The 13,898-nt window shown below is 43.9% G+C and carries 11 protein-coding genes; 6 read left to right on the top strand and 5 right to left on the bottom strand.

Annotation, left to right across the window (positions count from 1 at the left end; translation table 11 throughout):
- Both F6K20_RS06210 and F6K20_RS06215 read right to left on the bottom strand, forming a co-directional pair.
- Positions 1 to 360, bottom strand: a 360-nt coding sequence (locus F6K20_RS06210) for a tetratricopeptide repeat protein (protein ID WP_287294121.1), incomplete at its 3' end; no start/stop codon positions are given.
- A gap of 224 nt (positions 361 to 584) precedes the next feature.
- Positions 585 to 2,219, bottom strand: a complete 1,635-nt coding sequence (locus F6K20_RS06215) for a porin family protein (protein WP_287294125.1) — start codon at positions 2,217 to 2,219, stop codon at positions 585 to 587.
- A 646-nt stretch (positions 2,220 to 2,865) separates the two neighbouring features.
- On the opposite strand from F6K20_RS06215, the gene F6K20_RS06220 reads away from it, so the two are divergent.
- Positions 2,866 to 3,621, top strand: coding sequence for a hypothetical protein (locus F6K20_RS06220; protein WP_143764197.1), 756 nt, complete (start codon positions 2,866 to 2,868; stop codon positions 3,619 to 3,621).
- A gap of 142 nt (positions 3,622 to 3,763) precedes the next feature.
- Here F6K20_RS06220 and F6K20_RS06225 read toward each other — a convergent pair whose 3' ends face one another.
- Positions 3,764 to 4,051 carry a 2Fe-2S iron-sulfur cluster-binding protein gene (locus F6K20_RS06225; RefSeq protein ID WP_287294128.1) on the bottom strand — a complete coding sequence of 96 codons (288 nt, stop codon included), beginning with the start codon at positions 4,049 to 4,051 and terminating at the stop codon, positions 3,764 to 3,766.
- Between the two features lie 176 nt (positions 4,052 to 4,227).
- Here F6K20_RS06225 and F6K20_RS06230 point away from each other — a divergent pair, with 176 nt between their 5' ends.
- The gene (locus F6K20_RS06230; RefSeq protein WP_154659709.1) at positions 4,228 to 4,371 is read left to right on the top strand and encodes a hypothetical protein; all 144 of its coding nucleotides are present in this window, start codon (positions 4,228 to 4,230) and stop codon (positions 4,369 to 4,371) included.
- Positions 4,372 to 4,775: 404 nt separating this feature from the next.
- Here the strand turns inward: F6K20_RS06230 and F6K20_RS06235 are convergent, their stop codons facing one another.
- A complete protein-coding gene (locus tag F6K20_RS06235; RefSeq protein WP_008181148.1) occupies positions 4,776 to 5,075 on the bottom strand; it encodes a hypothetical protein in 300 nt (99 codons plus the stop codon).
- Between the two features lie 6 nt (positions 5,076 to 5,081).
- Complete coding sequence (locus tag F6K20_RS06240; RefSeq protein ID WP_008181150.1) at positions 5,082 to 5,231, bottom strand: hypothetical protein; 150 nt, start codon at positions 5,229 to 5,231, stop codon at positions 5,082 to 5,084.
- Between the two features lie 1,450 nt (positions 5,232 to 6,681).
- Here F6K20_RS06240 and F6K20_RS06245 point away from each other — a divergent pair.
- The 4 genes from F6K20_RS06245 to F6K20_RS06260 all read left to right on the top strand — a co-directional run bounded on the left by F6K20_RS06245 (position 6,682) and on the right by F6K20_RS06260 (position 13,853).
- The gene (locus F6K20_RS06245) at positions 6,682 to 7,752 is read left to right on the top strand and encodes a response regulator (protein ID WP_287251932.1); all 1,071 of its coding nucleotides are present in this window, start codon (positions 6,682 to 6,684) and stop codon (positions 7,750 to 7,752) included.
- A gap of 223 nt (positions 7,753 to 7,975) precedes the next feature.
- Complete coding sequence (locus F6K20_RS06250) at positions 7,976 to 8,509, top strand: chemotaxis protein CheW (protein WP_008181153.1); 534 nt, start codon at positions 7,976 to 7,978, stop codon at positions 8,507 to 8,509.
- Positions 8,510 to 8,661: 152 nt separating this feature from the next.
- Entirely contained in the window at positions 8,662 to 12,084 is a 3,423-nt protein-coding gene (locus F6K20_RS06255; RefSeq protein WP_287294131.1) for a methyl-accepting chemotaxis protein, read from the top strand.
- Positions 12,085 to 12,131: 47 nt separating this feature from the next.
- Complete coding sequence (locus tag F6K20_RS06260) at positions 12,132 to 13,853, top strand: Hpt domain-containing protein (RefSeq protein WP_287294133.1); 1,722 nt, start codon at positions 12,132 to 12,134, stop codon at positions 13,851 to 13,853.
- Positions 13,854 to 13,898: the final 45 nt, after the last annotated feature.

Raw genomic sequence — 13,898 nt, forward strand, 5'->3', positions numbered from 1 at the left:
TCCTACCGCTTCCAGAGCCTCTTTATTGTTTGGGTCGATGGCTAGGACTTGTTGATAAGCAGCCCAAGCATCTGCATCTCGCCCTGCTCGCTGATACGCTATCGCTAGACCTAACCTCCCTTCCTTCGATTGGGGAGAGCCTTTTAGAGCTTGTTCAAAGGTTGCGATCGCATTATCCACCCATCCTTTCTTTAACAGAGAGTAACCTCGGCGTACTGCAGAAGTAACTTGTGCTTGGAGCGCTGGTACCACCGATTCAACTGGGCTGAAGATTAATACTCCTGCTAACCCAAAAACCATCAAAAAGACCCACCAACGCTGCCAGTGGAAATTTTTTTTGCCAAGAGAATCGTTATTCATTGGTCAAAAGCATGAAGTATGAAGAATGAAGTATGAACTATCAAGGATGAAGGATAAACTATCAAGGATGAACTATCAAGGATGAACTATCAAGGATGAATCAGTGTCTATGTTCTATCTATCTGAGTAATTCTATGAGCGAGTAGCTTTAAAAACCCATTACTCAGCACTGACGCACTCAGCACTGACGCACTGACGCACTGACGCACTGACGCACTCAGCACTCAATCCCAGAGATCACTCACATCAAAATCAGCCCTGACTCGAACACCAAGAATTGTATCTGAAAACTGATCTCGTCCTTGCAAAGTCACACCTGCACGCACATTAGGTGAAACACGCACGTCATAGAACAATTCCCAAACATCTGGTACTTTATTACCTTCGTCCCGGCGCAAGTCATCATTAGACAATTGCCGACCATAGCCAAGCCCTAGTCGGTCATCATCCATAAACAAATCTAAGAGGTTCAGACCCACACTGTAGGTATCCCCGCTTTCATCTAAATCAAGATTTTCGTACCAACCATAGCGCCCAAACAGTCCCATCTTGAGGGCAGGAATATATAGTTCTCCATTAATCCCGTAAGCTTCTTCGCGGTCAGAGGACTTCGGACCAAACTCGTTATCCCCTCGGTTCAAAGAAAAAATTTCCTGGAATCCATCTTTCTGAGCATCCCGAGCCGATAGGTAAGTCCCCCGAATGATTGCTGTACCTACCCGGAAAGCTAGCTCTGAAGAAAACCCATCAAAGGCAAAATCATCCAGGTCTCGGTCTGAAGAAAAGCCCGCAGCTCTTACTTCCAGGTTGTCGGTTAAATTCCAGTTGAGCAGCACCCCCGGACGGGACGCTATACCTGCTGCTGCCAGAGCAGGATTCGTCTGAAACACCGGGTTAAAGAAATGGGTCGTGCTATCTTTAGCAAAGCTATTGCGGTCAAAATAAGATGTCAAATCCATTAGACCAACCACAAAGCGCAGATTAGAATAGCTAGGCACAGAAGTGGTAAAGTAAAGTTCATTGAGACTTAATCCCGTTTCCTCGGTGTCGGAAAAGCCATCCCCAGTGGTGAGGTCAACTGTGGCACCAAACAAAGCATGGGGAGAAAGGGGATAAGTTCCTTGCAGCCGTAGTCTTGCTGATGTGTCTACCTGATTCAGAAAGGCACCTTGTACGTTTAGGGTCGGAGCTAACGGGTTATCATCCTTAGGGTCAATTTCTGGAATTAATGGACGCTCTGGTGCTTCCTCAAAGTTGGTTTGTGCCAGCTTCTTAGGCTCAATCGATACCCAATCATCTTCACTGGGGTAGAAGCTCTTAGGCTCATATTGCTTGGATAAACCTACAGTCTTATCAAAGTACCTCAGGCAGCTTTCGTTTGTGTAGCCACAACCAAATGCTTGTCGGCTGCTAACCGAGTAGTATTGGCTGTTCGGGTTTGCTTGAAACCTAGCCATCATCCTCGTGCATGAATCCTTAACAGCCCAGTCCTCCTGGGCCTTTTCCGACAAATTGCTAGAGTTGAACCTGTCCAGCCGGTCTTGGTCTGTATTGCTCCAGACGTTATGCTGTGATGGTTTCGACGTTTCGCTCTTAGGGCTAAGAGGTTTTTCCGAAACAATTTGATCCGGAAGACTAGGACATAGCCCCGAAAAATAAGCATGGGCTGGTTCTGTTTTCAGACTAGCAACACCTAACAAGAGTGATAGGGTGATCGGGGCTATAAAACCCCATTTGGCTAAGGGGGAAGTCGAGCCAATGGATAATAAGTAACTTAGCTCAACGGAACGCTTTGAGGCGCTCATGCTTGGTTGATTATTAGTATCAATAGCAATAGGGATTTGATTTATGTCTCTCATGAGCACCACAATCAATGAAATATAATTGTGCTTAGTTAACATTTATGGCCAATACAGCGGTTTGCAATTCAGTTAGGTACAAAGTTCTGGGTTTTTAGGGAGCTTCGGAGCTGGGAGCTGGGAGCAGGAAAGAGGGAAGAGGGAAGAGAGAAAACAATCCTGTGTACCTGATAGTTATGCAAACCGCCGTAAATGTTTTACCAGCCGAGAAAAGCTGCTCCGTTTTTTTTTTAATTGGGGCTAATTATATCATATAATTAAGTAAGCTTGATTAGTTTTTTCAAAGTCTTAGGTTTAATCCGATATCATAAGGTTTGGTAACTTCTGAATGTTATTGAATACCAATGCTACTATACTTAATGTCACTTTCAAATTCATACAACAAAAAAAAATATGATTTTTAGGCGATATTTAAATCAATGAAAATATTCATCATATAAATAATATAAATAGCTGGCTAAAACCCTAACAAAAAAATATAAATGAATAAAAATTAACCAGGCCAAGCATTAACATTAATCATCCCCAAAAATTACCCAAAAATTTTTTTTTTGTTAAACTTTTATTTAATCACAATTTTATGCAACTATCGACTATGCACAAAACCTTTATTTTTATTTGTACAAAAAAAATAGTCAAACAAAATATGACCCATTTGTTAAAAGGGGTATTTAGCATCTTTATACTCTTACTTTTAAGTAATGGATGCACCCAGCTTCCATTACCAGGACGGCAATTAACTAATCGATTACTCGGTCAATCTTCCAAAGCAATTTTTCAGCTTAGGGTGACCAAATCAGACCGTCCGGGGATCTACACCGTAGCAGGAACCACGAATCTTCCCGAGGAAATTCCCATCACGGTAGCAGCGATTCGCTATTTGCACCCTAATCAACAGCTCTCTTTCAACAGAGACGCAAATTTTATCTATTCAATTCTGGCTTATCAAAATGTCGATGTAAAGAAGGGAAGATGGCAGACCGACTTGAAACTATGGCAAATTGCACCAGACGGTCAGTTTCAAGAAGTCTGGCAAATGGATCAGTCCAAACTTGGGTTATCACTAAAACCAGCAGAGGAAGTAACCTTTGTAGCCACCCTCGCCCCCAAAGAGTCCCTCTGGGAACTAGAAGAGGACTTAAAGAAGCAGCGAATAACCCTAGCAAGCAGCCTGATCAACAATACATCGGATGGTCAACGGTATGTCCAGGCACGTCAAATTCTGTCCGTTGCCTTACCCACCGGTCAGACCAAACCACCTGAACCTAGACCTGAGGATATTAATGATGGCTGGGGCAAGCGGTATCTGCTGCTACCAGAACCACCGATTATTTATAAGCTTGACAAGCCTAGTCAACGTCGAATCGATGCTCCCCTTTCAACTCCTGAGTTTTTACAATGATATCTGGTTTAAGGAGTGATGGAGTGATGGAGTGATGGAGTGATGGGGTGATCACTCCATCCCTCCGTTCTTGTGCTTGGACAAAAGATAGTGTGGAAAGGGAATTTTCCTCACCTGTTTATCCCCTCATCTGTTCATCCCCTCACCCCTTGAGAGTACTGATACTAATATCGCCCATCACAACACACTGGCAAGCTAGAGGTGCGTGAGGATTGTCTGGAGCTAACACATCAAGCAAATCCTGCTCATCAGCTGTGATAGGTGTCAGGTTTTCAATGCCCCTGACTACCTCCATTAGACAGGTTCCACAGGATGCTTCCCGACAACCAAAAAGAAGGGAAATGGGATGCTCATCGCAGATGTCAGCTAGGTTTTGGTTAGGTTCGACCTCAAGGGTTTTTTGATCGTCTTCAACGTGAATACTCACCATAGCAACAATTTGGGTCTTTCATTTATAACATTACTGGAGCAGGAGCTGGCACAAGTTTGGGCGTTGCTGAATCTTCGAATGAATAGGAGTAGAGTGGGCATCCTGCCCGCCGGAAAATATATTGAAACTGGCAAGATGCCAGTTCCACCAAGATGCCCATTCCACAGGTGCGACCCGTGGCGAATTTAATTCGCCAAGGTCAAGCGCACCTAAAAACTCTTAAAATCATTCCATTATTAAGCAACGCAAGGTGCATAGCCAACAACTATGGGATTGCCTGGAAATTCTGGCAAATATTCTGGATTAACTCCCCAACCTAAAGTGATTACTAATTGAACATCTAATCCCATACAAGCTTATGCAATCATTTTAAAAACCCAAAAAGCCGAGTTTTTAGATTTACCATAGAAGCATAAATTAACGGTTATCAAGTTAATTTTTCAGAAGTAAAGGGAATTGATTCTAGACTAAATTAATTTGAATAATGATACGGACATGTAAAATTAAAACAAGACGGTAGTTCTTTTCTGGTAAATTCAAATTCAGCAGGCTGTTGACTAAGTTGAGCCAATTGATAATAGTGTTGATTCACCTTATTATAGGGAGATAAATTCCACTGTTTACGATGATCATGAATAACTTTTCCCAGAGATTTACCCAGAAAAGAAACCAGTGCATAACCTAGTCTGTTCCGTAGAAGTTCCCGCCATGAAGGGTCATAATTTCAGGATGTGGTAAAGGGAGGAACACTTATTTCCCGATTCAGCATTAAGGCAGTGGATACACTAACAAAAGGAATGTTTAGATAGTCAGCGATAGTTCCTCCTTCTGGAGAAGCTTGATCGACTAACAATACCTCTATACCTGCTGTTTTAATTACTTCTGGGGTATCCCTAAGAGACATTTTGGCTACATTTAAAAACCAATTCATTGTATAATGTAATGCCTTAATTCCACTCAGATTACCTAGTTGAGTAAATACGTCTTTTGTTGTTCCTTTGGGAAAATCAGACTTGCCAATCACCTGAAATTATAATCCTCTGGCTAGAACTTTTGGTTGAGGGTCTTCAATTCCTAATACGGTGACGCGATGACCACGCTGTTTCAGTTCGTAACCTAAAGTAGTGATAGGGTTAAGATGACCAGAAGCAGCAGGACAAATTATGCCAAAATGAGTCATGATATTTGATCAGCAAAATACGTTTGGAATGGGTGCATCTCAGTTTTGCAATTATGCAAAAATTCGGGAGAAAATTCCCGCGCCCCCGCCCCGCGCCCCCGCCCCACAATTGAGATCTTTTTTACAAATATGAGATGCACCCTTTGGAATTGAGTTTATAGCTATAGCCCGATTTAATGGGACTTGAGAAAAAATTCAGCTCAAATGTAACCTAAACTGGCTTTGTAAGGGATGAATAGCTTCCCATACTTGTCTAACCAATTGATAAAACGACAAGATATGGGGTAGGAACTGCTTCCGCAGCATTCCTAGCCTTGATTGTTAATTGTTAACGATAGCTAGCATCGAGATCAGTTTATTCCTAAAGTTATTCCTATAATGGGGGACAATTACTCCCAGGATAGACTGCGGCAGTAACGTCTTATTTAACCTAACTATTTTTTTTGCGTCTCCCTGTAGAGCGGGAAACGTCTTGACCAAATCACCCTGCTGATGGAAAGCACTTCTTTGCTGGCAATCACACAAAGTAATTACTATATTAGTATACTAATATACCTCATATCTTGCACTAGCCCCCCAAACTCGTGCATAATAGGGTTATATAGGGGCTATATAAATGTAGACGCTTTCTTCGACTTGCCGTAGGCTAGTCCTACTTCAGTGTGCAAGTTAAGTGTGTAACAGCTGATTCGAGCTCCACCAACTATAACTTGAAAATAATGCTATTGACAAGTGCAATTTTGGTTATATTAACTAACTTGTCGTTAATGTCATTAGCCAAATCTTAAAGTGATTTTAGCTAAGCTCCTGATTGATTAGAGCAGTACTTCTGACTATCACGATAAATTCCGAGACTTTTCCCCTGACCCCTTGTTAGGTAATATTTTCTGCCAGCCAGTAAATAGTCACTGATTAATTACACTAACTTCATCCATTGAAAAAACTATTTATATAAGCTTTACACAGATGATAGACAACCTTGTTATGATAATGGACAACGAGTGAATTTTTGGTTAATCTAGTGTTGGGAAAGTTTTTCTGTCCCTACAGGGTGTATCCAAGTTTACTATAGTTACCCTTCACTCTTGGATGTCATGGTGCAATGCAAATGACGATTCACCCCTCAATTTTTTTGGAAAAACTTAAAACCGTTTAATTTTTGAATCTCAGCTCCCATTCATTTCTGAGATATAGAATTCAGGTAAGCAGCTACTACCTAAGTTAATTAGGTAATTTTTACTAGTCACATCACATGACCTATTGTACAGTTTTAGTTTGGGTATGGCTGTTATTTGTGTAGAAAATCGATTTTTAGTTAAAAAAATAATTTAACTTCAAGAAAACTTTCCGGAATCTACTCTAGCTAGGATGTAGCTAACTATTAACCCAAGCAAATCAATCATTAGTATTGATTTTTTTCATCAATTGATTTACAGCGGATTAGAGAAAAATGAACTCCACCTACATCAATAGCTACAGGCATGATAAAAAACTAAACCCCCTTTCCTTATTGGCTCAATTATCTAGTCGCCATGCCAATGGATGTTTACAAGTATCTAGTGGTTCAGTTTCTTGGTCAATCTATCTAGAAAATGGTCAATTAATTTATGGCTCAAACTCGATCAACCCCTTTGATCGCCTAGACCATTACTTATCTCGTCTAAGTCGTAGAATTCCTACCCTTGTTAGTGCGGTTCGGGTTCAGGTTCGCCTGATCTTTGAAGCCAACTTAAACAGTCATTCAAATTATCCTTCAGATTACCAAGCAATTTGTTGGTTGGTCAATCAACATTATCTGAATTCCGTTCAGGCAGCAAGTCTGATCGAAGAATTGGCTGAAGACGTAATCGGTTCTCTGCTGTCAGAGAAAGAAGGAACTTACCAATTACTGGAAACTAATCCATCTGAGGATTTGCCTAAATTTTGTAGGCTTGACCTTCGCACAATTGTTGAACACTGTTACGAACAGTTACAACATCAGCACTCTTCTAACTCAAAGCCAGTGAATAATCCCTATAGCTCTAATTCTGTAGTCCCAATCGGAAATTCTACACCATTGAACTCAATTCACGAATCCTCTCTAAATAACTCGGCTCCATTAGAGCAGAGATTTCAGCATCATACCTCGGTTAATCAACAACCAACGTCTACCAGTAAAACTTACAAGATTGCTTGCATTGATGATAGTACAAGTGTTTTAAATGCCATCAACTCCTTCTTAGAAGATAAAAGTTTCTCTGTTGTCATGATTAATGACCCAGTTAGGGCATTAATGCAAGTTATCCGCATTAAGCCTGACCTAATTTTGCTCGATGTTGCCATGCCAAACTTAGATGGTTATGAGCTATGTTCTCTGTTACGAAAGCATTCACTTTTTAAACATACCCCAATTATTATGGTAACAGGGAATACTGGTTTCCTAGACCGAGCTAAGGCTAAACTTGTTGGAGCATCTGGTTACTTGACTAAACCGTTTAACCAATCCGATCTCCTCAAGATAGTGTTTAAACATCTCAAATAATCATTGGGTAACTATCTACTTTATATCTATGAAGGATAAAAAGCTGAATTCGGTGTTGATTTATTAAGACATTTAGGGTGGTTTTATAAATACATATCCCTCTATAGGTTATTACTATAGATTATTTTATTGGTTATAGTTGACCTAACCAATACTTTGACAAACTCACCAATTATAAACTCACCAATTATTGGTCTCCTCACATAGGTTAACTTGTGAATTAATGAATACCTCAGCCCTAGCCCATACCCCCCAGACCTGGTCTCAGTTAGCTAGTATAACCAAACCATCTGAAGAACACAATAATATCGGGGATGCTTATCTTAAATTTTTGTTAAATGAACAAACCCCTGCGGTTATATCTATGCATCAAGCCCAGGAAGTTCTAGTCTTGCCCCAAGAGCGTCTGACCCCCATGCCAAATATGCCCTTCTACGTACAGGGGTTGATGAATCGGCGTTCTCGTGTGTTGTGGGTCATTGATCTAGCTCAAATGCTAGGTTTACCGACGGTAGAAACCAATGTTCAACAGTACAACATAGTGACGCTCCGTAATCAGTCAGCGTCTTTAGGGGTTGCCGTCCAAAGCATTGAAGGGGTGTTGCGACTAACACCCGATTGTATTCAATCTCCACTGGGACAAGTGTCATCGGGTTTGGTTCCCTACTTACGAGGATGCGCTTTGCAAGAGCAAGAAATTTTGTTAGTACTAGATGGTTTGGCAATTATGGCTTCATCTCTTTTACACAACACCTAATTTAACGGGAATTGACTTAAGCTCAATGGGAGCTGTTAATTGTTGATTGTTAATTTAATACTATCCGAAAATAGACCATTTTTTTAAAATATAATAGATATATCAATGCTTTTATAAAAACTAAGTTAGTAGCCAGGTAATGGTGCTTTTTTATGGTGAAACAGTTTGATAAATCAATATATAATAATGAAATTAATAAGGATTTAACTAGTCAGGGGGTAACCCAAGACAGGTATCGTCACCATGCCGAATTGGACTCAGTTATAAATGTGACTAGGACAGAAGTAACCCAAAACTCCAATCAGGATGGGGTTGAGCTTATAGGCTCCACTGAACCACCTAGCACTTCCAAAAGCTCTGGGGGTCTTAAACTCAGCTTAAAAACTAAAGTAACATCATTATTAATCACCCTAGGCACTATTCCTGTACTACTGATTGGCTCTATTGCCTATAACTTAGCCAACCAATCTATTACCGAAGAAATTTCCCAAAACAACATTGCTAGGGTAGTTAGCCTAGAAGACAAACTCAACGGCTTCATACAAGAACGCTATGCGGATATTCGATTTCTAGCTACGCTCCCAGTTTTTACTAATTCCAGTCAACAGCAGACCAGCTCCCTTTCGGAAAGACAAGCCTTATTATTAAACCGCTACCAAGACATTTACCAGGTCTACGACAGTATAGCTGTTTTCGACTTAACCGGCAAAGTCATTGCCAAATCTAATCAGACTCCTGTAGATAATCCCAGCTCCCGGTCTTATTTTGAGCAGGTGATCAAGACCAAACAACCGGCGATTAGTCAACCGATACACTCGGATGCGTCTGGTCAGTTATCCCTTTACTTAGCTGCACCGGTACTTGACCAAAATACAAAAAAGCTGGTCGCAGTTATCCAATCCCGGATGCCCATCCAATACCTTCAAGATTCGATCAACCTGATGGGCCGCGGACGCGAAGAACTTTACTTAATCAACACCAGCAACGGTAAAATTTTTCTCTCCAACCAAAGCAATATCGTTAATCAGCCCCTAACCAAGGTATTCCCTGACGCCAAGGAACTGCTAACTGCTGATAAACCAAATACTCTAGTCACATCTGATCAGGTCAAAAAGCATCAGGATCTGCTAGCGTATACCCCCTTTAGTAAAAACAACGATTTAAGTAAAATCAACGATTTACCAGACCTGCCCTGGGTCGCAGTGATGGCCACCCCAGATGCGATCGCATTTCTGCCCCAGCGGCAATTACTCCTCACCCTGACCCTGGGAACCTCCCTGACCACCTTATTAGTTGCTGCAGTAGCTGTCTATCTCGCTAACCGGTTGACCAGTCCCCTGCTAGCAGCTACCAAGGCAGTGAAAGCCCTTGGCGAAGGGGAACTGGATACCCGTTTGGAGCTGCTGGGAACCGATGAGCTGGGGGTACTTGGGTCAAATATCAACCGCATGGCATCTCAGCTACAGACCCTAGTTGCTAACCAACAAGCTTCCCTAGACAAGGCTCGGTTATTTGCTGATGTTGTCACCCATGCTGCCAAACCTGATGAGAAAGCCCATGCCTTTGATTTAGTGGTGAATGCTGCTAAGGAAAAGTTAGCTGCCGACCGGGTGGTGATCTATTATTTTGACCCAGGCTATCGGGGAACCATTGTGGCTGAAGCGGTAGACTCCCATTGGCCAAAAGCGATCGCCCAGGAAATCACTGATGCTTGTATTCCCAGAAAATTGCTGGAAGCCTACCGCAAGGGACGGGTTGTGCCCACCAGTGATGTCCAAGCGGTGAAATATGCCTCGGGCCATATGCAGTTGTTGAACCGACTGCAAGTGAAGGCAAACCTGGTCGTCCCGATTGTGGGGGTCGATAATCTAATTGGCTTATTGGTAGCCCATCAGTGTTCTAGGACTCGGGTATGGCGCACCGATGAGATTGACTTTCTACAGGAATTAGCCACCCACTTAGGACTAGCCTTAAGCAGTGCCAGTCTCGCCACACTGAAGACTGCTGAAGCCGACCGAGCTGGGCAAGTAATTGAGATTACCTCCGGTATCCGGCAATCCTTCACAGTCGAGGAAATCTACCAGTCAGCCATCAGTGGCATCCGAGAAGCTCTGAAAACCGACCGAGTTTTAGTCTATCTGTTTGACGAAAATTGGCAAGGAACCATTGTCGCCGAATCTGTGGGTCATGGCTGGCCTAAATCCCTAGGAGCAGAAATTGCTGACCCCTGCTTTGCCCACCAATATGTGGAAAAGTATCAGCAGGGTAGAGTTACTGCCTTGGATAACATTTACCAGGCAGGCTTGAGTGATTGTTACTTCGGTCAACTTGAACCGTTTAAAGTCAAAGCTAACCTAGTCGCCCCTATCTTAGGGGAGGAAAAATTACTGGGACTGTTGGTCGCCCATCAGTGTTCCGGTACCCGGCATTGGCAAGAATCAGACATCAATTTTTTCAGGCAGATGTCGATTCAATTGGGCTTTGCCCTTGAGCAAGCCAAGCTAGTAGACCAGCTCAAACAAGCCCGCACTGCTGCGGAAGTAGTTTCCCAGGAGCAACAGCAACAACGGGAAGCCCTACAGTTGCAACTGTTAGAACTGGTCAATAAAGTGGAAGGAGCTGCCCAAGGTGACCTAACGGTAAGGGCTGAGATCCTCAGTGGGGAAATTGGCACTGTGGCTGACTTCTTCAATGCCGTAATCGAAAGTCTACGAGGGATTGTTACCCAAGTCAAAACTGCTGCCACTCAGGTAAACCAGTCCGTTGGGGACAATGCCGGAGCTATTCATCAACTCTCTGAAGCCGCTCTCCAACAAACCCAGGAAATCACCCACACCCTAGATTCTGTGGCTCAAATGACTAGTTCTATTCAAGAGGTAGCCTTCAACGCCCGCCAAGCCGCTGCCGTCGCCCATACCGCTGCCAACACCGCCCAAAGCGGCACCCACGCTATTGAGCGCTCTGTTGCCAGTATCATAATTTTGAGAGATACTATAGCAGAAACTGCCAAAAAAGTCAAGCGCCTCGGGGAATCCTCCCAGCAAATTTCCCAAGTGGTGGCATTTATTAACCAAATTGCCCTGCAAACCAACCTATTATCCATCAACGCTGGCATAGAAGCCGCCCGAGCTGGGGAAGACGGGCAAGGATTTGCCGTGGTTGCCGAAGAAGTTGGGGAACTTGCTGCTCGCGCTGCCACGGCCACTAAAGAAATTGAACAAATTGTAGACAACATCCAACAAGGCACCTCCGAAGTTGTGGAAGCTATGGAACTGGGGACTACCCAAGTGGTCGAAGGCACCTATCTAGTTCAAGAAGCCAAAGACAGTTTTCGTCAAATCCTCAACGTCTCCACCCAAATCGACCAATTCATTCAATCCATATCCCAAGCTACCGTTTCCCAAGCGGAAACCTCAAGCGCTGTGACAAACGTAATGAAAGACATTGCCCAAATCTCAGAACGCACCTACCAGTCAACAGAACATATCTCCCACTCCCTCCAAGACACTGTCAGTATTGCTGAAGAATTACAAACATCGGTTGGCAAGTTTAAAGTTGCTCAGAATTATGACTAATGACCAATAAACACTAACCACTAACCACTAACCACTAACCACTACACATGTCACAGGACAAAGAACTGGAAATTCAGCTACAGTTTCTCGAAGAGGCAAAGGAATACTTAGATACCATTGAATCGGTGCTGCTGGGTTTAGCCAGCGCTCCCATTGATAGTCAGAAAATGGATGGGATTCTGCGAGCAGTTCATTCTGTCAAAGGGGGAGCTGGGATGATGGGATATGGCACCTTGAGTCACCTAACTCACCGCTTAGAGGATTCATTTAAAGTTCTCAAGGCTAAGAAAAATGCGATCGCAATCGAAAACCAACTCGAAACTCTACTCCTACAGGGGGTAGACTGTCTGCGCCAGGTACTTGATATCAACCGCCAGGGCAATCGGGTAGACTGCCAGTGGCTAGAAACCATAGCTAACCCAGTATTTGATCAACTGCACGAGATTCTAGGGGACCCGGTCGCAGATGATGCTACGACTATGCTAGGAGCAGAGGATGGCACTAATGTGACTGCCATGCTGTTTGAAACAGAAGTGGAAGGGTGTCTAGCTCGCCTAGAAGGGGTGTTAGCAGACCCCGAAAGACCCTGCTTGCTTGAAGAAGTGTCCATCATGGCTCAAGAATTAGGCGGGTTAGGCGAAATGCTGCAGCTTGAGGCTTTTAGCCAGTTGTGCGAAGACATCAATCACCAGCTAGAAGCTGCCCCACACCAAGTGGAAGCGATCGCCCAACAAGCTCTAATGGTGTGGCGGCAATCCCAGGCTTTGGTACTGGTAGGTCAACTGACTCATTTACCCCGCCGCCTGGAACCTAGGGAGTTTCAGGAGAATGAAGGAGGAGTTACAGACCCAGGGGTGGCAGAGGAAGCTATATTAGTTGGGGAATTGGAAACCGATCAGCCAGAACTAGTCGGACAAGGGGATGAGGCAGACCAGCCAGACCAAGAAGACCAGCCAGACCAGCCAGACCAGCCAGACCAGCCAGACCAGCCAGACCAAGAAGACCAAGAAGACCAGCCAGACCAGCCAGACCAGCCAGACCAGCCAGACCAGCCAGACCAAGGGGAAGTAAAGGTATTTCAATGGGTGGATAGCAATCTCAACATCTCTTCCCCCTCTGCCTTCTCTTCCCCCTCTGCCTTGTCTTCTCCCCCTCCCTTGTCTTCCCCCCCTTCCCCTGAACCCATCTTCCTGAGGGAGAACAATCAGGAAGACTCCTCAAAAGACCCACACCAGGAAAATACTGTGCGCATTCCTGTGCGACAGTTGGATCGACTAAATGACTTGTTTGGAGAACTGACTATCGAGCGCAATGGTCTTTCGCTGCAACTGGGACGACTGCGCACCCTAGTAGACAACCTCAGCCGCCGGGTCAATATTCTCGAAGCTTCCAATCACAAGCTGCGCACATCTTATGACCAGATTGCCACCCCAAGAGGAATGGCAGCAAGACAGGGGGATGGGGAAACCAGCAAATCTGAGGGACTTTTCCTGCCATCTTCTGTATCTTCTCCCGCCGCTTCTGACACTTCCCCTGCTTCCCCTGCTTCCCTAGCTATTACTGTTCAAGGGTTTGATGCCTTAGAGATGGATTCCTACAGCGACTTGCACCTGCTATCAAGGGAGGTGATGGAAACCATTGTTCAAATTGAAGAAGTTACCAGCGACTTGGAATTGACCCTAGACGATACTGATAGCATTGCCCATGAATTAAACAAAACCGCCAAGCAGCTGCAAACCAATCTTACTCAGGTTCGGATGCGTCCCTGATCTGATTTAGTGGGACGATTTTCCCGAGCTTTGCAGGACTTGTGT

The organism is Moorena sp. SIO2C4, from assembly GCF_010672485.1.
Taxonomy (GTDB): Bacteria; Cyanobacteriota; Cyanobacteriia; order Cyanobacteriales; family Coleofasciculaceae; genus Moorena; species Moorena producens.